The following is a 17333-nucleotide window of genomic DNA, read 5'->3' as shown; positions in this document are numbered from 1 at the left end:
TGCCCGTCATCGCGTTAATCATTGATTCACGGCCAAATCGTCACATCCCCGCGACCGAGGGCCGCAGCGCTGGTTCCCGGAAATGGCTTCACTTTTGGGCAGCTCTGACCATCTTAGGGGCACTTCCCCATGCCGGGGAACGAGGAAAAAGACATGAATTTCACGCAGACTGCGCGCGGAATTGTACGGGCCATGGCCATTGTCCTGTCCGTGGCGGTTCCTTTGGCGATCACAATCGATGCGGCTGACGCCCGCGTTGGTAAGGGCGGCAGCTCCGGTTCGCGGGGATCGCGGACCTATTCGGCACCCCCGAGCACGACCACCGCGCCAAATGCGGCACAACCCATGAATCGCACCTTTACCCAGCCGGGCAGTCCCGCTGTGGGCGCTCCGGCCGCGGGCGCGGCAGCCAAGGGCGGGTTCTTCAACCGGCCCGGCATGGGCATGCTCGGCGGCCTCGCCGCGGGCTTCCTCGGCGCGGGCCTGCTCGGCATGCTGTTCGGCGGCGGATTGTTCTCCGGCCTCGGCGGCTTGTCTTCGATTATCGGCTTGCTGCTGCAGATCGCGCTGATCGTGATCGTGGTGCGTCTGGCGATGTCGTGGTGGCAGCGCCGCCATACACCGGCCTCCGCCTATGCCAACGCGTCTGCTACTGGTGGGCCTGCTGAAGGCCCCGGCGCCCAGACCAGCTTCCGCTCCGGACTGGGTGGCTTTGGGCTGGGTTCGAGCCAGCCGGCGCTGGAAATCCAGCCGGCCGACTATGAAGCCTTCGAGCGACTGCTCGGCGAGGTTCAGGCCGCCTGGTCGAACGAGGATGTGGCCAAGCTGCATACGCTCGCGACGCCCGAGATGGTGTCGTACTTCTCGAAGGACCTCGAGGAGAACAAGGCCCGCAACGACGTCAACAAGGTGTCCGACGTCAAGCTGCTGCAGGGCGATCTCGCGGAAGCCTGGCGCGAAGGCGAAACCGATTATGCCAGCGTGGCGATGCGGTTCTCGCTGGTCGACAAGACCCTTGAGCGCACCAGTGGCCGTCTGGTCGCGGGCAGCGAAACCCCGATCGAGGCCACCGAAGTCTGGACCTTCGCCCGCCGTCGTGGCGGCGATTGGGAACTCTCGGCGATCCAGCAGACGAGCTGATCGCCTGTACCAACACGAAGAAGGCGCTGCGGTTTGTTCCGCAGCGCCTTTTTCTTTGCGGGACCAGCTTCTTCGTGACCACCAACGGCATCGGCAATTTCGGCGGTCTTGCCGGCGCCAACGGCCTAACCAAGCAGACCGCGCTCGGAAGGGCGAGGTGATCAACGGCCGTGGCGATACGCCCAATCGCCACGACGTGCTGACGGGATCGCAGCCCGACGGCACCCGTGTTTACCGCCGGCGAAGATCGCACCTGCAGGAATTGGACGAGTTCGACACAAGGCGCCGCAATGGTCGGACATTCCGATCGCATGGGGCTGGGCGATGACGACGCCTCGAAATCCTGGAATTCATCGCATCCCTCGCGCGGGCCCGACGGCGGCTGTTCGCAGGCCGACCTGAGGAGCACCGGCGGCGACGGGCTGTTCTATTGCTTCGCGGCGAATTGACGCGAGGTGGTGCCGTATCCGATTGCCGGCGCATCTTGTTCGGGCAAGGCGCTTAATTGCTTGTTGCCCCCACGGCTCTCCCGCAACTTCACGGCGCCGATGAAGAGGGAGATATTTCGTTGAACCAGTTGAATGCACGCGTTGAAACGCTCCTCGACAGCGTCGGGAGCTCCTCCGATCCGCTGAAGGCAATCGAGATGGCCTACCAGCGCATCGAGCGCGAGCCCCATCGCAATTGCTGGATCCATGTTCGCCCTCACGAGGAAGCGCGCGAAGAGTGCCGCAGGCTGATGGTGCGCGCCAGGGCCGGCGAAAACCTGCCCCTGCTCGGGATTCCCTTTGGCGTAAAGGACAATATCGATGTCCAGGGGATGCCGACGACCGCCGCATGTCCGGCCTTCAGCTATATGCCGTCGCGTTCAGCGAAAAGCGTGGAACGGCTGATTGCTGCCGGCGCCATCTGTCTCGGCAAGACCAACCTGGATCAATTCGCCACCGGCCTCTCCGGCGCTCGCTCGCCTTACGGCTCCTGCGCGTCGGTTGCCGATGCGCGCTATATTTCGGGTGGCTCCAGTTCCGGGTCCGCGGTTGCGGTTGCGGCTGGCCACGTCGTGTTTGCGCTCGGCACCGACACCGGCGGCTCGGGGCGCATTCCGGCAGGCTTCAATGAGGTCGTCGGCATCAAGCCCACGATCGGGCTTGTATCGTCGCGCGGACTGGTCCCCAACTGCCCGACGATCGATTGCGTTTCTATCTTCTGCAATACCGTCATGGACGGCGAAGCGATCCTTGATGTCATCGAGGGGTTTGATCCCGAAGACCCCTACAGCCGCCCCGCAACGCATTCCACGGCCGCTGGATGCGGCAAGGCCTTCCAGTTCGGCCGCATTGCTTCGGCGGATATCGAGTGCTTCGGAATGGACGAATGCGCCGAACTCTATGAGCGCGCCTGTATGCGCTTTTCACGGCTCGGCGGCAAGGCGGTCGAAATCAACTTTGCGCCCTTCAAACAAGCCGGGGAATTGATGTTCAGCGGCCCATGGGTCGCCGAGCGCCGCTCGGTCATCGCTGCGCTGACGGATGTCGAGAACGGCGGCTTGCTGGACGTCACAAAGACGGTGTTGCGATCGGCATCCAGCTATTCAGCCATGGACGCCTTTGCGGCCATTCACCGTCTGTATCGGCTGCGCCGCGCCGCGCAGAACATCTTCGCCGATCTCGATGCCCTCGTGGTCCCGACGGCGCCGCGCCCGTTTACACTGGACGACATGCACCGCGATCCGGTCACGCTCAACAATCGCCTGGGCTACTACTCGTATTTTGCCAATCTGCTCGATCTTTGCGCGGTGGCGATCCCGGATGCGAGATTGTCGAACGGCATGCCGATGGGCCTCACGTTGTTGGCTCCGGCCTGGTGTGACCGGAAATTGATCGACCTGGCGCGACGGCTCGATCCCGACGGAGGCGGCGCGGCGTTCGAACTCAGATCTCGCACGCCGGAAAACGAAAGCTAATTCATCTCCTGATCGAGACTTGCAAGATCGAGGATCGAGATCATGGCCCGGTCGTACCGGATGATGCGCTCCTCCTGGAGTCGGGCCAGTTGCACCGTTACCCATTGCCGCGTAGATCCGATCAGATTTGCAAGGTCACCATGGGTGAACGGGGTGCCGATGACGATCTCGTTGCCTCGCTTGACGCCATAGATGTGCGACAGGAAGATCAGCAAACGGTGCAGCCGCTCTGTCACGGAGCGGGTTCCGAGCATCTGCGCCATGGCGGAGTAGCATCGCGCCTTGAACGCCAGGGCGTCGAGCAGGGCGACGGCGATGGGAGAGGATTCCAGCGCAAGCCTTCGCAAAGCGGCCCCGGGCAGGAATGTTAGTTGGCTTCGCTCGACGGCGACCGACGTCCACATGTGCGGCCCCGTCCCAAACAGATCGGGGCCTCCGACGAAATTGCCCGCAAACCAGTAGGCGAGGGTAACCTCGCGTCCCGACGGTGCGGCGTAGTAGCTGCGGATGCGTCCTGAACCGATCAGGTAGATGCCGGTCTGTTCATCACCCTGACTCCAGACCAGTTGACCGGGTTCTAGTACCTTTTCACGGCCGATTGCGCGAAGCCGATTGCAATCGGCCTTGCCGAGACCATCCAGCAGGCTGGGCAGGGGCCTCACCATGATGTCCGATTCCGCCAGCATCACGCCGGCCGCCACCAGTGTATTTGCCCCGTGCATCGCCGCCTCCGTCTCCGAAAGACGGATCCAGTTATTCAAGGATCATGCCAAGCGGATTTCAAGTCTCATCCGATTGGCGGAATGCGCGCAATCCTTCGGCGCGGATGACGTCGAGACAGTCCTTCTTGAGCGCGAGATAGGCCGGTTCGAGCAATATCGCGTTCGATCGCGGTCGCGGAAGATCGACATCGAGCTGGCGAAGAATGCGTCCCGGCCCGGCGCTCATGATCAGGACGCGGTCGGCCAGCACGATTGCCTCGTCAATGTCGTGGGTGACGAAGACGATCGTTGCCTTGATCCTGTCGCGCAGCTCCAGCAAATTGTCCTGCATCACCGCCCTGGTCTGGGCATCAAGGGCTCCGAACGGTTCGTCCATCAGCAGCACCCGCGGCTGGTTTGCGAGCGCTCGCGCGATGGCGACGCGCTGCTGCATGCCGCCGGAAAGCGTGTTCGGAAATGCGTCGGCAAAGCGCTTGAGTCCGACCATCGCGATCAGGTCATCCGCGATCGCATTGGCTTCTTTCGCCGATTTTCCGAGCATCCGCGGGCCGTGAGCGATGTTCCGCCGGACAGACTTCCACGGGAATAAATGCGGCTGCTGAAACACCATGCCGACATCGGGGCGCGGACGGCGCACCGGCGAGCCGTCCACCAGGATATTGCCCTCGAACGGCACTTCGAGCCCGGCAATCGTATTGAGCACGGTCGACTTTCCGCATCCCGACGGTCCGACGATGCACACGAATTCACCCTGCGGCACGTCGAAGGAAACCCGGTCCACTGCGATTAGCTGGCCGCGATTGGTGTCAAAGACAATGCTAAGGTTCGAAACCTGAATGGCCGGTTCGCGCCGCTCGGCCGTCGCGGCCGGTTGCAGGCTGGCAAGAGAGAGCTTTGCATTCGATCGATGGCCGGGCTGCATCAGCGCCACCACACGGTGCGTTCGGCGAGGGCTGCAAACATTCGATCGGCAACGAATGATATGAGCCCGAGCGCAGCAAGACCGCCCATCACCTGGCCGGTTTGCAGATTCTGTTGCGCGATCTCGATCCGGTAGACGATGCCGGCGAATGTGCCGGCAAGTTCGGCCGCCACGAGGGTGTAGAAGGCGATGCTGACCGCGGTGCGCAATCCGACCACGATATAGGGCAATGCTCCCAAGAGCACGATCTCCTGGAGCATTTGCCGCCGCGGCGTGCCCAGCATCAATGCGGCCCGGATCAGGCCGCGATCCACCTTCTGTACGCCGATATGCGTGGAGAGCCACACCGTAAAAAACACGCCCCATACCACGAGGAATAGTTTGCCGGTCTCCGACAGGCCGAACCAGAGGATGACGATCGGCACGAATGCGATTGGCGGGATCGGGCGCAGGATGTGGAACAACGGCGACAGCAGGCTCGAAACGATCGGAAATTGACCGGTCATAATTCCCAGGAAGATCCCGAGTGCCGCCCCCGCCGTGAAACCGGTCGCCACCCGGTAAAGGCTGGCAGTCAGGTCCAGGAAAAATTGTCCGCTGCGCATCCATTCGACGATGGCGACCGCGACCACTGACGGGGGCGGAAACAGGACGATGTTGACGATGCCGGACCGGGCGATCAGTTCCCAGAGCAGTACGAACAACGGGATGGAAAGCGCGCCGATGAGAATATTGAGCCGCTGCAAGCGGCCTGCATCCGAGCGCGCGCGGGCACGTTCGCCGCCGTCTTCGTCGGCCTTCAAGGCACCGTCATGCTTCATGGACGAGTATCCTACTTCGACGTGACGGTGACGCGCGCCGGGTCGAGGCTCTTCAGCGGCTCCGAAACGATCACCTTGCTGAAGTCCGGCATCACAGCCCCCGGGGGATGATTGCCACTGGCGAGACGCCACGCGGCGTGGGTCTTCAGGATTTCAATTAGCCTGTCATCGATCCGCACGCGGTACACGTAGTCGGACCAGATCGGCTGAAGGTCGTCGCGCTTCATGCCGACGGCATCCGCCACCGTCGCGATCGCATCATTCGGGTTTGCCTTGACCCAGGTCTCGGCTTCGATCAGGGCCGCGATGAATCTCTTGACGAGGGCCGGGTTGGCATCGAGGTAGGCACGCATGACGACGATATTGAAGGTCTCGGAGTAGGTACCCTTCGTGTCGAGTTCGACGGCGGCTGCTCCGAGCGCCTTCTTGGCGTTGGCGATATGAGGCTCCCAGGTGTCGAACGCATCGATGCTGCCGGCGGCCAGCGCCGGCAGCATTTCCTGCGGCCGCAAATTCACCAGCGTAACGTCGTTGGGTGTCAGCCCCGCCGATTTCAGCAGCGTCGCGGTATAGACTTCGCTGCCGGTACCGGCGGTAAACGCGATCTTCCGGCCGCGAAGATCGGCTTTGCTCTTGATGCCGGACTTTGCTGCCACGACGGTCTTGAGATCGGAGTATTCCATGCCGGCCACAAAGGCGATGGGCTGGTTGGCCATGGCGGCGGCAGTGACCGGCGCCTCTGCCGTCGTCGCAATATCGGCGCCGCCGCCAACCACAGTATCCAGGCACTGCTTGCCGGACGTGAAATTGGAAACCGTAATGTCTAACCCGTGCCTTTCGAAGATCCCCTTTGACTTGGCGACGATCGCAAGGGCAGAGATAGGTGCCAGGTTCTGCGCAAGGCGAGCCTTGAGCAGTTCGGCGGCCGAAGCGCCGTTCGATCCGGCAGCGAGACAGGAAATTGCGACGTAGCCGGCAAGCGCGGCGATGCGGTTGATTGCGTTTCGGTGCATGAAAAGGTCCCCCTGCGCCGCCGTTCGGGCGGCAAAGCTCGATCGTGAAACCACCCTGATCGGTTTCCCGCAAATCCCCGCGTCCGCCCTGGCAAGATCGCTTTCTGACGCTTGCTGCGTCTTCCGTCATGCTCGCCCGGGGTTGCACGCGCGGGAAGCAATTAATCGACATAGGTTTTGGTGGGGTCGATTGCGGAACCCCTGAGTGTTTGGCGAGTTGCCAATCGGCATCCGGAGGCCTTGCAATGAAACGAGTCCTTGCCGCGTTGGTCTTTACCGTCTTGGCAACGCCGATGGCGCTGGCCGGCAACACGTCATCGAATTCCAGCTCTAACTCGTCGAATGGCGTTCACACCCGCGTCGATACAATCACCACCGACGACGGCCGTGGACGGACAATTTATCAGCGGCGCAGCGTCCGCATCGACGCTGATCGCGGACGACCGACATACATGCGTAACTCCGTTCGCGAGCGCTACGGCCCGATGCGCCGCTGGCACCGTGACGACGACGACGATTGAAACCATTTGCAGTCGATCCGATACCTGACAAGCGTGTCGGATCGAGCCAGCGGGTCGTGCGAATGCCCGACTGATATCGGCTCCGCTCATTAGGTCCCCGTAGCGCCGTGCTGTAGCACCTGCGGCTCCTAAGGCGCCGCTCAGTCGCCGTCGCTTGGCCGTCGCCCTGGTCGACGACGCGCCCAAGCGATCGGTGCTGATGCCGATAACCGTCGGGCTTGAGGCCGTCGCTAGGCGGCCTTTTTCTTTGCACTCCTCTTCGCCTTCTTGGGCGCCTTGCGCTTGGCCTTGGCGAGATGTGCGCCGACCGCCTTCGACGAATGCCCGACGGCCTTGATCGCGGCCTTCAGCCTGGCCGGCGTGACCTTGAATTTCTTCGACCAGTAGCTGACCTCATAGGGCTGGCTCAACGCGATCCGTGCCCTGTCGGCAGCTTTGTGCTTCTGCAGCTTGAAGTAAGCTTCGACATTCTTTGCGGAGCGTCCTGCTTTGCTGACAGCGGCTTTCAGTTTGGCGGGCGTGACCTTGAACTTCTTCGACCAATAGGCGACCTCATAAGGCTCGCTCAACGCGATCAGCCCGCGATCGGCTCCGCCGCGCTTCTTGTTGTCCGCCATCACATTCTCCTGTGGTGTTGTGAAAACCGACGCTTCAAACGGGAACAACCTAACACGCCAGCTCGCATTCGGACAGATTCGGACCTGTGGAGATCTGGGCGAGGCGTTCCATCCCGCATCGGTCGCGCGGATGCCGCGTTTGGCGTGACGAACGAACCGCAGGATGATTTGTTAGGTCGGTCAAACCGGCAGCGGAGGTGTCATCGATGCGTTACGAGCTCTACTACTGGCCAATGATTCAAGGCCGCGGCGAATACGTCCGCCTCGCGCTGGAAGAAGCCGGCGCCGGCTACGTCGACGTGGCGCGCCACGGCAACGGGATGGCCGCGATGACGCGGATGATGGAAGCGGGAAAGGGAGCGCCGCCCTTCGCGCCGCCGTTCCTGAAAGCCGGGAAGCTCGTGATCGGGCAGACCGTCAACATCCTGCTGTATCTCGGATCGCGCCACGGGCTGGCGCCAAAGGCGGAAGCCGGCAAATTGTGGGTGCACCAATTGCAGCTCACGATCGCCGATCTGGTGCTTGAAGTTCACGACACCCATCATCCGCTCGGGCCGTCGCTCTATTACGAGGAGCAGAAGGCGCCGGCGAAGAAGCGCACCGAGGAATTCTGGAAGTCGCGTGTGCCGAAATACCTCGGCTACTTCGAAGACCTGTTGCAGGCCAATGGCGGGACATATGTCACCGGTCGCCGCCTGACCTATGTCGACCTGTCGCTGTTTCAGATCGTCGAAGGCCTGCGCTATGCATTTCCAAACCGCATGGAGGCCTTCGAGAGCGAAATTCCCGGTCTCGTCGAACTGCGCGACCGCGTCGCGGTGCGGCCGAACATCAAGGCGTATCTGGCGAGCGATCGAAGGATTGAATTCAACGAGGAGGGGATTTTCCGAAGGTACAAGGCGCTGGATGCTTGAAGCCGTCATTCCGGGGTGGTGCGCCAGCACCAGACCTCAGGTGCGCAATTGCGCACCATAGTTCGATGCTACGCATCGCCCCGGAATGACCACTCCGCCGTCACATATTCCTCCCATCCACCGGCGTCATCGTCAACTTCGACAGCTCGATGCCGTCAAAGCAGCTCACATTCACCGCCACCACGTCGGTGCCGTCGGGCTTCTTGCCGCGCGCGAAGACATCGACGCCGCAATCGACGCAAAGTTGGTGATGGATCGCGTGTTTGTTGAAGAGATATTCCTTCAGGTTCTCCTCGCCGGCGCGGAGCTGAAAGCTTTTCGGGTCGAGGAAGGTGAAGTGCAGACCCTTCTTGGTGCAGATCGAGCAGTTGCAGGCGGTGACCATCGAAAGGTCGGTGGTGCATTCGAAGCGCACCTGGCCACAATGGCAGCCGCCGGTATAGGTCTTGCTATCGGGCATCGCGGTCAGCTTTCGTCATCTCACCATATTCCGGGCACCAGACGATAGCGCACGCGGGCGGCGTAGTCAGCATAGCCCGGAAGCCCTTCGACCAATGCGCGCTCCTCGATGCGGGCGCGAACGGCGAACAGCACGGCGAATACCGGCGCGAACGCCACACCCCACCACGATCCCAGAAGCAGCGGGATTCCGATGAAGTACAGCATGACGGCGCTATACATGGGATGGCGGATGAAGGCGTAGGGCCCGCTGGAGATCACGCGTTGATGGCGCGCGGCCTGCACCTTCACAACCGGCGCGGCGAACGAATTTTCGCGGAACACCCACATGATGAACGCGATCGAGAGTAAAAACATCGCAAGGCCGAGCGCCTGCATCGGCAGCGGAACATCGGAGGCGTCGGTCCGCCGGTCGAGGCCGATCGCGACAAACCACATCAGCAGCGCCGCGAAAAATATCAGCATGAACTTCTTGTCGGCGGCAGGCTGGTCGGCCTGAAATGTCGGCCGCATGCGCTCGGCGAACAGCGCCGGATCGATCTTGGCAAGCCACAATCCGCAGGCGGGACCGAGGATCGCGCTGACGATCAACATCACCCACGCCCCCGGCCAGTCCAGCGAACCCGCCGCGGCGAACAACAGCGCGCCCATGGCAAGGACGACGACGGTGTTCTGCAGCAAAAGCTTGGCGATCATGCGCGGGTTCCATTGGCCCCACGCTCAACAGGATCGCGCATTTTTTCGGCAAACTTGCGGCGATGAGGTGGGGGTGTCCGCTTTCCTCCGCCCGTCATACCCGCGAAGGCGGGTATCCAGTGCGCTGCAGCCTATCGGCTCAAGGCGACGTTTCTGGAATACTTGTCACCCGCCTGTCATCGGGCGGCGCTACGCGCCGACCCGTTGGCGGGTGACGATAACTGGATGGTTGGCTCAAGCCAGTTGGTCGATCCGCGTTCCCTGACCCGGCGGCAGGGGAGCGATCAGCGTCGGCTGCGGCGTGCGGGTGCCGTCGGCGGCAGCGCCGTTCTGCACGTCGGGGATCTTGTCGGGAGCCTTGAACACGGGGACTTCAGGCGGTTTGACCACCACCGTTGCGGGGACAGGGGAGACATTCATCGGAAGCATCCTTTTGGCTGCCTCCGATACTGGCCGGGTTGAAACGAACGGTTGGTGAATCCGGCCCGGCAATCCCGCGCCGACGCGGTCAATCCCGTTCAATGGTGAACGGACGGCTCGCGGAATCGTTAGAATGCGCCGGATCGGGAGCGGCTTGGGCCTATTCGTCCTTGCCGCGGGTCACCGCGATCGAGGCTTCGGTCTTGGTGCGCGTGCATTCCATGTTGAGTCGGCGGAAGCGCATGGAAACCTTGTCGCCGCGCAGAATGCCCATGCGCTTGATGCAGCGTGAGGAGCCGGTCGCAACGTCGGGCTTCGGAATCGTGAAGATGATGGCGCCGGCGGAGGCGACCAGTTCGAAGAATTGCGGCTTCGGCTTGCGGTCCGTCTTGGCGTAGAGCTCGTTGGAATAATTGCGGCCGCGGCAGCCGAGCGACAGCTCTTTCGCCGCCGGATGCGTCAGATAGATCATGTTGCCGGTATTGACGCTGATCTTGAGGCCGTCGATCTGGTTCTTCAACTCCTTGGCGATATCGTCGCAGCGGTCGGCCTGTGCCGGCGATACGCCGACAATCGCAACCAGCGCCAGTGTGGCGGCAAGCAAGGTCGGTCGGCGAAATAGTGATCCCAAAGCCATTGTGAATGCCCCTTTGCGCCATTGAAGCCCGCGCGCGGATTTCCTGCAAGGGCGGCGCGCGGAAGTCAACTTGATCTTGATGTGCGTCAGAAACCGTAAATCATGATGCCGATCGCAAAGACGATCACGCCGAGCACATTGACGATCACGGTGAGGACGTCGATCAGCGTGGGAATACTGGCCAGGAGGGTGGCAAGCCCCAGCCGCTCCCCGCGTGCGGCGAGGGCGATGGCGCAGGCAGCCATCAGCGGAAACGCGACGACCTGGGCCGGGGTCTGCAAAGCGGCGATGCCGCTGAAGTCGAAACCGTGCCGCACCACCGAGGGCATGTAGTTCAGCCAGTTCATCAGCACGAGCGCGCCGAGTGCGATGACGGCATAATGCAGCCGGCCAACGGTGGCAAACGCCAGCGCCGCCAGCGCCAGCAGGGGATGGCTGACCACATACGCCTTGATGATCGCGCCACCGATGCCAGGGCCGGGAACTTCCGACATATCGCCGAACAGCATCGGCCAATGCGAGAGTCCTTCGAAGGCTTCGATCGCGGCAATGATGATCAGAAACAGATAAAGCCCGAGCAGACGCAGTGGGCGCGCGGGGACGGAAGCTGCGTCGGGCAATGTGATGGCGGAGTTCATTACAGTCGCAATCGGTTCAGGGACCATCGGAAATCTCGGGTTTGTCTGGAGATGGCCAAGAACGGTTCAAACGCCGATCGGCGGCCGCAATTGCCGCTTCGGCCTCGTCTGCCGGGCCAGCAAAACCTTCCTTTTGGTCGAAAAATGCTTAGAACGGGTCTATCGCTGCGGCGCCGTTCCGGCTGCCGCCGGCTCCAACCCGAGATATCGACATGAACGCCCCAACCGCTTTTCCCGACCAGAAACCCGTTCCGCCCTACAAGCATACGCCGTTGTTTCCGCTGGGGCCGGATACCACGCCTTACAAGAAGATCACGACCGAGGGCGTGCGGGTCGAGAAGGTGCTCGGCAAGGACATGCTGGTGGTATCGCGCGAGGCGCTGCGGGCGCTGTCGGAGGCGGCCTTTGGCGACATCAATCATTACCTGCGGCCGGGCCATCTGAAGCAGCTCCGCTCGATCCTGGAGGACAAGGAGGCCAGCGACAACGACAAGTTCGTCGCCTTCGATTTCCTGAAGAACGCCAACATCGCCGCCGGCGGCGTGCTGCCGATGTGCCAGGATACCGGCACCGCGATCATCATGGGCAAGAAGGGCTGCAGCGTCATCACCGATGGCGACGACGAGGCGGCGCTCTCAGAAGGAGCGCGCGATGCCTACCTGCGCCGTAACCTGCGCTATTCGCAGGTGGCTCCCTTGTCGATGTACGAGGAAAAGAACACTGCCAATAACATGCCGGCGCAGTGCGAGATCTACGCCGAGGGTGACGACGCCTACAAGTTCATGTTCATGGCCAAGGGCGGCGGCTCCGCCAACAAGAGCTTTTTGTTCCAAGCGACCCCGTCGGTTTTGACCAAGGACCGGCTGCTGGCGTTCCTGAAGGAGAAGGTGCTCACGCTCGGCACCGCGGCGTGTCCGCCGTATCACCTCGCCATCGTGATCGGCGGCACCTCGGCCGAACTTTGCATGAAGACGGTGAAGCTGGCTTCCGCGCGCTATCTCGATGCGCTGCCGACCCACGGCTCGGCCGACGGCAACGCGTTCCGCGATCTCGAGATGGAGCAGGAAATTCTCAAGATGACGCAGTCGCTCGGCGTCGGCGCGCAGTTCGGCGGCAAATATTTCTGCCACGACGTGCGCGTGATCCGGATGCCGCGCCACGGCGCTTCGCTCCCGATCGGGCTTGGCGTCTCCTGTTCGGCAGACCGCCAGGTGCTGGGCAAGATCACCAAGGACGGCGTCTACCTCGAGGAACTCGAGCATAACCCGGCGCAGTATCTGCCGGCGGTTGAGCAGTCGCTCGGCGGTGAGGTCGTCAAGATCGACCTCAACAAGCCGATGAAGGAAATCCTGGCGACGCTGTCGAATTATCCGATCAAGACGCGGGTCTCGATGACCGGCACCATGATCGTCGCGCGCGATTCCGCCCACGCCAAATTGCGCGAGCGGCTGGAGCGGGGCGAGCCGCTGCCGGATTATTTCAAGAACCATCCGGTGTATTACGCCGGCCCCGCGAAGACGCCCGATGGTTACGCGTCCGGCGCGTTTGGCCCGACCACGGCGGGGCGGATGGACTCCTTCGTCGACCAGTTCCAGGCCGCCGGCGGATCGATGGTGATGGTCGCCAAGGGCAACCGCGCGGTCGCGGTGCGCGAGGCCTGCAAGAAGCACGGCGGCTTCTATCTCGGCTCGATCGGCGGTGCGGCGGCAAATCTCGCCGAGCATTGCATCAAGAAGGTCGAGGTGGTGGAATATCCCGAACTCGGCATGGAAGCGATCTGGCGCATCGAAGTGGTGGATTTCCCGGCCTTCATCATCATCGACGACAAGGGCAACGACTTCTTCAAGGAATTGAATCTGGGGTGAGGGCGATCGGCCTCGACGGATTCAGCAAGGGCTGGGTCGCCGTGTCGTTGGACGACGGCCAGCGGAAGATTGGTTTCCATTGCGATATTGCCGACGCGCTATCTACTCCATTCGACCGGGTAGCGATCGACATCCCAATCGGTATGGGCGACGACGGCCGACGATGCTGCGACTTGTTGGCTCGCGAGAAATTGCGGCCCCATACTTGCCGTGTCTTTGACGGAGCGCGGCGGTGGCTGTGGGAAGAATTCGATCACCCAGACAGGGCGAATGACGAGGCGCTGCGGCGTGGACAGAAGCGCGTGTCTCGTCAGCTCTGGCATCTCGGCTCCAAGATCATGCAGGTCGATGCCTTTGTCCGCGCAAATCCTTCTCTCGATATTCGTGAAACCCATCCCGAACTCGTGTTTCAGCGATTGAACGGCGGTGAACCGCTGCAGTCAAAGAAATCCGAAGCTGGAATCCTGTTGCGCCAAAAGCTGTTGAGGCGGGAAGGCTTCGAAGATATCGAACGGTGGCTTACGCGCGCCCGCATAGGTACTGGAGCAAAGCCAGATGATGTCTTGGACGCCTGTGCTGCAGCTCTCGCCGCGCATGAGCCCTCGGGCAGCGTTCCCGAGGGATCGCCGCCCTTTGATGCTCATGGCTTGTCGATGCAGATTTGGTTCTGACGCGCCGCGGGGCTCAGGCCCGCGCCCCCGTGAATGGGAAGCTGCCCATCGGGCCGATGCCCATTTCGCCGGACATGCTGTCGCCGGAAACTTTGCCGGTGAAGGCAAGCGTGAGCGGCATCGGGTTGGTGATGGAGATCTTCCAGGCGACGTCGTCGCCGTTGACGGTGCCGTCAAAAATTTCGCCGGAATTGCCGTCGGCGCCCTGCGTCCCCGTCAACGTGTTGCCTGCGCTCTGCAGCGACAACGTCGCCTTGCGCTCGCCCATCGGCGTGCTCATGGTGATATTCCAGTTTCCGTCCACGGCCATCTTTGTCTCCCCGACACTTCCCACGGCAAGCCGGAATGGCCTGCGAGATCCGCCAAACTCGTGTGCGGTATAGCCTATCTCGCCACACAAGCCCAATCGTCTCAAGCGCTTTTGACGCGTATTTTTCAGGCTCGCTGGGCGGCGGCGCGAAGCCGGCTGCCGACCAAACTACGAAACGCAATGTATTGAATTGCAAAGGCGGCAATCTTGGCGCCGACCAGCACGACGGTCACGTAGAACGTCCACAGCTTCATGTCGCCGGTCATCGCAACGCCGATGGTGCCGGCAGCGAGCAAGAAACAAAGTGCGGCCCAAGCGTAGCCCGCGAAGGTGACATATTCGGGAACGGTCTGCGTCACGATGGAGGGCGTGTAACGCAACATCCAGCCGCGCTTGAGCATGATGACGCCGATCGCGAAATGCCCGATGGCAGGTTTCGCCAGCACGAAGCGCGGGTCGTGGGTCAGAAGCGTCGCGCTGCCGAGCACGATGACCAGCCCAAGACTGGCCCATGTCATGTAGCCGAGCTCCTTGCCCTTGACGCGCGAGTAGATCACCTGCGCAATTGCGCCCACGATCGCGACGCCGGTCGCCAGCAGCACGTTGTCGGTCGTCAGGTAGATCGCGATGAACAGGATGGTGGAGAAGAAATCCGCACCCAGTCTGGCGAATACGTCCTTCATCGTCTTGCTCTCTGCTGATCGTGTTTCGGTTGGAAGTCTGATTCAGTGGATGCAGGGGAGGACGCTCGCAGGCGGCGTACCATACTTCGTCTTGCGATATCGTGGATACCATGCCGTGAAGTAGACGGCACTGTTGCGGGCAGCGAACGCGATCGCAAGTCCCGACCAGAGCGGCAAGCCCGGGACATATATCGTCAGCAAATTGCCGATGATCATCAGGACAAACGCGGCGTTCCAGGCCCAGGTGATGAGATACACCGCTTTCAGGAAACCGGGCTGCTTGGCCGTCTCGGCATCGACCTCCTCAAGCGCATATTGCAGGATGAACGGCTTGCGGATGATCAGCGAGACCAGCGAAATCGCGAGCACGCCGACATCGACCGTCAGCTTGACAGCCGAATGGCTGAGGTTCGGATCGACCCAGGCGACGTAGCCGCCGAGCGCGGCAAATATGACGACCGAGCCTGCGCCGAGCATCTTGATCGAGCGACCGCGATGAACGTCGATGCCGATGACGGCGAGACAGATTGTGGCCGCAACGAAAAGGCTGATCTCGGCCGATGTCACCAGCATCAGCAGGGCGAACGAGCCGAAGGGGGCGAGGATCAGGAAGATGGTCATGACGGCTTCCCGGTGAGCTAATCTTTACATCGTAAAGATACCGTAGGGGTGGGCGTCGGACTCGTCAAGGAAAATCTTTACGGTGTCAAAATGGGGTGTTCGTGTGTCTATCAACACGTCATTCCGGGGCGCGCGTTAGCGCGAACCCGGAATCTGGAGATTAATTAGCCTCTGGATTCCGGGCTCGTCGCTGCGCGATGCCTCCGATGTGCAATTGCACATCGGAGAATAACGGGCTGACTTACGCCGCCCCGACCCAATTGCCGTGGAAACCGTCGGGCACGCGGTGACCGAGGTGCACCAGCGCAACGGGACCTCCTTCGACGTCCTGCGCGTTGAACACCGCAAGATCGCTGCGGTTCTCCCGCGCGCGCCAGACGGCGGCGAGCAGCCAACCATCGCCTTCGGCGGCATCAGGCCCGCGCTCCACGAACACCGGCTCGGAAATGGTATCGCCGGCGGGCAGCAGGTGATGGCCGAGACGTTTACCAGTGCCGTCGACATGGACGATGCCGGACAGTGCGCCGAACATCGGCAGGTCAGGATTGGCGCAGGCGTACCAGCCGTGGCTGTTCGCTAGTCCCGCGCGGCGGTCGTCGATACGCGGGAATTCGCCGGTGAGATCGTCGAGATAGGTCTGCGTGAAGCGGTCGGTATTGCCCGACAGGTCGAACGTCCAGCGGCAGTACCGCGCGCGCGCCTTCGCTGGATCGGTCTTCGAGCCATCTGGATGGGTAAACAGCGGCGCTTCCTCGAATTGCATCACGTCGGCAATGATGCGGTTGCCTTCCTCCCACGCGTTCATGACATGGAAGACGTAACAACTCTCGGCGCGGAACCAGACGAGATCCTTCGCCGGGCCGTTGCGCTTCATGACGCCGACATACGCGCCTTTTTCCGGCTCCCAGGCATAGGGCGGCTTGCCGCGCATCGCGCGATCCATGCTGCCGGTGATCGGCAGGATCGGAAACAGCAGATGGTTTTCGGTGACGATGAAGTCGTGCACCATGCTGGCATAGGGCGCCTCGAAGCGATCGAACCGCGTCACGACGCCGGAGGCATTGACCGATCCGAAGGAGAGGGCGGGGGTGAGAGGGCCGGCGGCGTTGTAGCCAAAGAACACCATCTCGCCGGTCACGGGATCGATCTTCGGATGCGCGGTGAAGGGACCCTTGATCGCGCCCTTGTAGTCGCAATAGCCGAGTCGATTGAGCGTGCCCGGTTCGACCTCGGTCGGCAGATGGCCTTCCTCGAGCGCCAGCAGTTTTCCGGCGTGGAAGATGACATTGGTATTGGCGACGCCGCCATCGTCGGTGGTCCCGGCCGGCGCACCCGGCAGCTTGCGGCCGAAGCCGCCGAACAGCGCGCGGCCGGCGTCGTGCTCGGCCAGCCATTTCGGGGTGCGGACCCAGCGATTGCGATAGCTGGCGCGGCCGTTCTCCAGATGGAAGGCGTGCAGCATGCCGTCGCCGACGAACCAATGGGCGCCGGGCGCATCGAATTGCGGATTTGGGCCGTTGCGATAGAGCGTCCCGTTGAGTTCGCGCGGCAATTCGCCGGTCACCTTGAGATGTGGCGCGTCGCGTTCCATTGGGATCGGCGCCAGATTGGTCCGGGCCATCTCGGTCGTCACCTGGTCGAGCATCGCGTTTCCTCCGGCTTAATCTTTACATCGTAAAGATAACAATAGGGATGTTGCG

20 protein-coding genes and 1 pseudogene are annotated in these 17333 nt (G+C 62.1%); 7 read left to right on the top strand and 14 right to left on the bottom strand.

Going from position 1 to position 17333, the window contains the following annotated elements:
- Nucleotides 1-129 precede the first annotated feature (129 nt).
- From LMTR13_RS27680 to atzF, 3 genes and pseudogenes are all read left to right on the top strand, one after another.
- Nucleotides 130-1140 (top strand): Tim44 domain-containing protein, encoded by a 1011-nt coding sequence (locus LMTR13_RS27680; protein WP_065730536.1) that lies wholly within the window; start codon nt 130-132, stop codon nt 1138-1140.
- Between the two features lie 110 nt (nt 1141-1250).
- Nucleotides 1251-1589 (top strand): annotated as a pseudogene (locus tag LMTR13_RS27675) (lectin); the annotation flags it as partial.
- Between the two features lie 119 nt (nt 1590-1708).
- Nucleotides 1709-3103, top strand: a complete 1395-nt coding sequence (atzF, locus tag LMTR13_RS27670; protein WP_065733021.1) for an allophanate hydrolase — start codon at nt 1709-1711, stop codon at nt 3101-3103.
- On the opposite strand, the gene LMTR13_RS27665 is transcribed toward atzF, so the two are convergent.
- Genes LMTR13_RS27665 through LMTR13_RS27650 form a run of 4 tightly spaced genes read right to left on the bottom strand, consistent with a single transcriptional unit; the run spans nt 3100 to nt 6581 of the window.
- On the bottom strand, nt 3100-3864 hold the full coding sequence (locus LMTR13_RS27665) for a Crp/Fnr family transcriptional regulator (protein WP_236843175.1): 765 nt from the start codon (nt 3862-3864) through the stop codon (nt 3100-3102). The two genes, atzF and LMTR13_RS27665, sit on opposite strands and share 4 nt — an antisense overlap.
- 19 nt (nt 3865-3883) lie before the next feature.
- Complete coding sequence (locus LMTR13_RS27660) at nt 3884-4747, bottom strand: ABC transporter ATP-binding protein (RefSeq protein ID WP_083219510.1); 864 nt, start codon at nt 4745-4747, stop codon at nt 3884-3886.
- Complete coding sequence (locus LMTR13_RS27655; RefSeq protein WP_083219262.1) at nt 4747-5568, bottom strand: ABC transporter permease; 822 nt, start codon at nt 5566-5568, stop codon at nt 4747-4749. Before LMTR13_RS27655 ends, LMTR13_RS27660 begins: the two co-directional genes overlap by 1 nt.
- A gap of 11 nt (nt 5569-5579) precedes the next feature.
- Nucleotides 5580-6581 (bottom strand): NrtA/SsuA/CpmA family ABC transporter substrate-binding protein, encoded by a 1002-nt coding sequence (locus LMTR13_RS27650; protein WP_065730534.1) that lies wholly within the window; start codon nt 6579-6581, stop codon nt 5580-5582.
- A 245-nt stretch (nt 6582-6826) separates the two neighbouring features.
- On the opposite strand from LMTR13_RS27650, the gene LMTR13_RS27645 reads away from it, so the two are divergent.
- Nucleotides 6827-7102 (top strand): hypothetical protein, encoded by a 276-nt coding sequence (locus LMTR13_RS27645; protein WP_065730533.1) that lies wholly within the window; start codon nt 6827-6829, stop codon nt 7100-7102.
- A gap of 230 nt (nt 7103-7332) precedes the next feature.
- Here the strand turns inward: LMTR13_RS27645 and LMTR13_RS27640 are convergent, their stop codons facing one another.
- On the bottom strand, nt 7333-7719 hold the full coding sequence (locus LMTR13_RS27640) for a DUF3606 domain-containing protein (protein ID WP_065730532.1): 387 nt from the start codon (nt 7717-7719) through the stop codon (nt 7333-7335).
- Between the two features lie 206 nt (nt 7720-7925).
- Here LMTR13_RS27640 and LMTR13_RS27635 point away from each other — a divergent pair, with 206 nt between their 5' ends.
- Nucleotides 7926-8633, top strand: a complete 708-nt coding sequence (locus LMTR13_RS27635) for a glutathione S-transferase (protein WP_065733018.1) — start codon at nt 7926-7928, stop codon at nt 8631-8633.
- A 100-nt stretch (nt 8634-8733) separates the two neighbouring features.
- Here the strand turns inward: LMTR13_RS27635 and LMTR13_RS27630 are convergent, their stop codons facing one another.
- From LMTR13_RS27630 to LMTR13_RS27610, 5 genes are all read right to left on the bottom strand, one after another.
- The gene (locus LMTR13_RS27630; RefSeq protein WP_065730531.1) at nt 8734-9093 is read right to left on the bottom strand and encodes a GFA family protein; all 360 of its coding nucleotides are present in this window, start codon (nt 9091-9093) and stop codon (nt 8734-8736) included.
- Between the two features lie 20 nt (nt 9094-9113).
- Nucleotides 9114-9788, bottom strand: coding sequence for a methyltransferase family protein (locus LMTR13_RS27625; protein WP_065730530.1), 675 nt, complete (start codon nt 9786-9788; stop codon nt 9114-9116).
- A 234-nt stretch (nt 9789-10022) separates the two neighbouring features.
- The gene (locus LMTR13_RS27620) at nt 10023-10208 is read right to left on the bottom strand and encodes a hypothetical protein (RefSeq protein ID WP_156795833.1); all 186 of its coding nucleotides are present in this window, start codon (nt 10206-10208) and stop codon (nt 10023-10025) included.
- Between the two features lie 160 nt (nt 10209-10368).
- Nucleotides 10369-10845 carry a hypothetical protein gene (locus tag LMTR13_RS27615; protein ID WP_065730528.1) on the bottom strand — a complete coding sequence of 159 codons (477 nt, stop codon included), beginning with the start codon at nt 10843-10845 and terminating at the stop codon, nt 10369-10371.
- An 86-nt stretch (nt 10846-10931) separates the two neighbouring features.
- Nucleotides 10932-11510 carry a hypothetical protein gene (locus LMTR13_RS27610; protein ID WP_236843174.1) on the bottom strand — a complete coding sequence of 193 codons (579 nt, stop codon included), beginning with the start codon at nt 11508-11510 and terminating at the stop codon, nt 10932-10934.
- Between the two features lie 185 nt (nt 11511-11695).
- Between LMTR13_RS27610 and LMTR13_RS27605 the strand changes: the two genes are divergently transcribed.
- Nucleotides 11696-13348, top strand: a complete 1653-nt coding sequence (locus LMTR13_RS27605; protein ID WP_065730526.1) for a fumarate hydratase — start codon at nt 11696-11698, stop codon at nt 13346-13348.
- Entirely contained in the window at nt 13345-14019 is a 675-nt protein-coding gene (locus LMTR13_RS27600) for a DUF429 domain-containing protein (protein WP_083219261.1), read from the top strand. Before LMTR13_RS27605 ends, LMTR13_RS27600 begins: the two co-directional genes overlap by 4 nt.
- 13 nt (nt 14020-14032) lie before the next feature.
- Here LMTR13_RS27600 and LMTR13_RS27595 read toward each other — a convergent pair whose 3' ends face one another.
- The 4 genes from LMTR13_RS27595 to LMTR13_RS27580 all read right to left on the bottom strand — a co-directional run bounded on the left by LMTR13_RS27595 (nt 14033) and on the right by LMTR13_RS27580 (nt 17278).
- Nucleotides 14033-14329 carry a hypothetical protein gene (locus tag LMTR13_RS27595; protein WP_065730525.1) on the bottom strand — a complete coding sequence of 99 codons (297 nt, stop codon included), beginning with the start codon at nt 14327-14329 and terminating at the stop codon, nt 14033-14035.
- A gap of 125 nt (nt 14330-14454) precedes the next feature.
- Nucleotides 14455-15012 (bottom strand): inner membrane-spanning protein YciB, encoded by a 558-nt coding sequence (locus LMTR13_RS27590; protein ID WP_065730524.1) that lies wholly within the window; start codon nt 15010-15012, stop codon nt 14455-14457.
- A gap of 42 nt (nt 15013-15054) precedes the next feature.
- Nucleotides 15055-15633: a hypothetical protein gene (locus LMTR13_RS27585; RefSeq protein WP_065730523.1), complete on the bottom strand. Its 579-nt coding sequence runs from the start codon at nt 15631-15633 to the stop codon at nt 15055-15057.
- Between the two features lie 241 nt (nt 15634-15874).
- A complete protein-coding gene (locus tag LMTR13_RS27580) occupies nt 15875-17278 on the bottom strand; it encodes a carotenoid oxygenase family protein (protein WP_065730522.1) in 1404 nt (467 codons plus the stop codon).
- Nucleotides 17279-17333 lie beyond the last annotated feature (55 nt).

The organism is Bradyrhizobium icense, from assembly GCF_001693385.1.
Lineage (GTDB): Bacteria > Pseudomonadota > Alphaproteobacteria > Rhizobiales > Xanthobacteraceae > Bradyrhizobium > Bradyrhizobium icense.
The sequence above is the reverse complement of the archived record's forward strand: the minus strand, read 5'-3'. Positions and strand labels throughout refer to the sequence as shown.

Excerpts from the sequence above, each read along its gene's own strand:
- LMTR13_RS27615 (WP_065730528.1), bottom strand. The coding sequence starts at position 10,845 with ATGGCTTTGGGATCACTATTTCGCCGACCGACCTTGCTTGCCGCCACA.
- LMTR13_RS27645 (WP_065730533.1), top strand. The coding sequence starts at position 6,827 with ATGAAACGAGTCCTTGCCGCGTTGGTCTTTACCGTCTTGGCAACGCCG.
- LMTR13_RS27585 (WP_065730523.1), bottom strand. The coding sequence starts at position 15,633 with ATGACCATCTTCCTGATCCTCGCCCCCTTCGGCTCGTTCGCCCTGCTG.
- LMTR13_RS27650 (WP_065730534.1), bottom strand. The coding sequence starts at position 6,581 with ATGCACCGAAACGCAATCAACCGCATCGCCGCGCTTGCCGGCTACGTC.
- LMTR13_RS27655 (WP_083219262.1), bottom strand. The coding sequence starts at position 5,568 with ATGAAGCATGACGGTGCCTTGAAGGCCGACGAAGACGGCGGCGAACGT.
- LMTR13_RS27595 (WP_065730525.1), bottom strand. The coding sequence starts at position 14,329 with ATGGCCGTGGACGGAAACTGGAATATCACCATGAGCACGCCGATGGGC.
- LMTR13_RS27580 (WP_065730522.1), bottom strand. The coding sequence starts at position 17,278 with ATGCTCGACCAGGTGACGACCGAGATGGCCCGGACCAATCTGGCGCCG.
- LMTR13_RS27620 (WP_156795833.1), bottom strand. The coding sequence starts at position 10,208 with ATGAATGTCTCCCCTGTCCCCGCAACGGTGGTGGTCAAACCGCCTGAA.
- LMTR13_RS27625 (WP_065730530.1), bottom strand. The coding sequence starts at position 9,788 with ATGATCGCCAAGCTTTTGCTGCAGAACACCGTCGTCGTCCTTGCCATG.
- LMTR13_RS27590 (WP_065730524.1), bottom strand. The coding sequence starts at position 15,012 with ATGAAGGACGTATTCGCCAGACTGGGTGCGGATTTCTTCTCCACCATC.
- LMTR13_RS27635 (WP_065733018.1), top strand. The coding sequence starts at position 7,926 with ATGCGTTACGAGCTCTACTACTGGCCAATGATTCAAGGCCGCGGCGAA.
- LMTR13_RS27605 (WP_065730526.1), top strand. The coding sequence starts at position 11,696 with ATGAACGCCCCAACCGCTTTTCCCGACCAGAAACCCGTTCCGCCCTAC.
- LMTR13_RS27680 (WP_065730536.1), top strand. The coding sequence starts at position 130 with ATGCCGGGGAACGAGGAAAAAGACATGAATTTCACGCAGACTGCGCGC.
- LMTR13_RS27630 (WP_065730531.1), bottom strand. The coding sequence starts at position 9,093 with ATGCCCGATAGCAAGACCTATACCGGCGGCTGCCATTGTGGCCAGGTG.
- LMTR13_RS27660 (WP_083219510.1), bottom strand. The coding sequence starts at position 4,747 with ATGCAGCCCGGCCATCGATCGAATGCAAAGCTCTCTCTTGCCAGCCTG.
- LMTR13_RS27640 (WP_065730532.1), bottom strand. The coding sequence starts at position 7,719 with ATGGCGGACAACAAGAAGCGCGGCGGAGCCGATCGCGGGCTGATCGCG.
- LMTR13_RS27610 (WP_236843174.1), bottom strand. The coding sequence starts at position 11,510 with ATGGTCCCTGAACCGATTGCGACTGTAATGAACTCCGCCATCACATTG.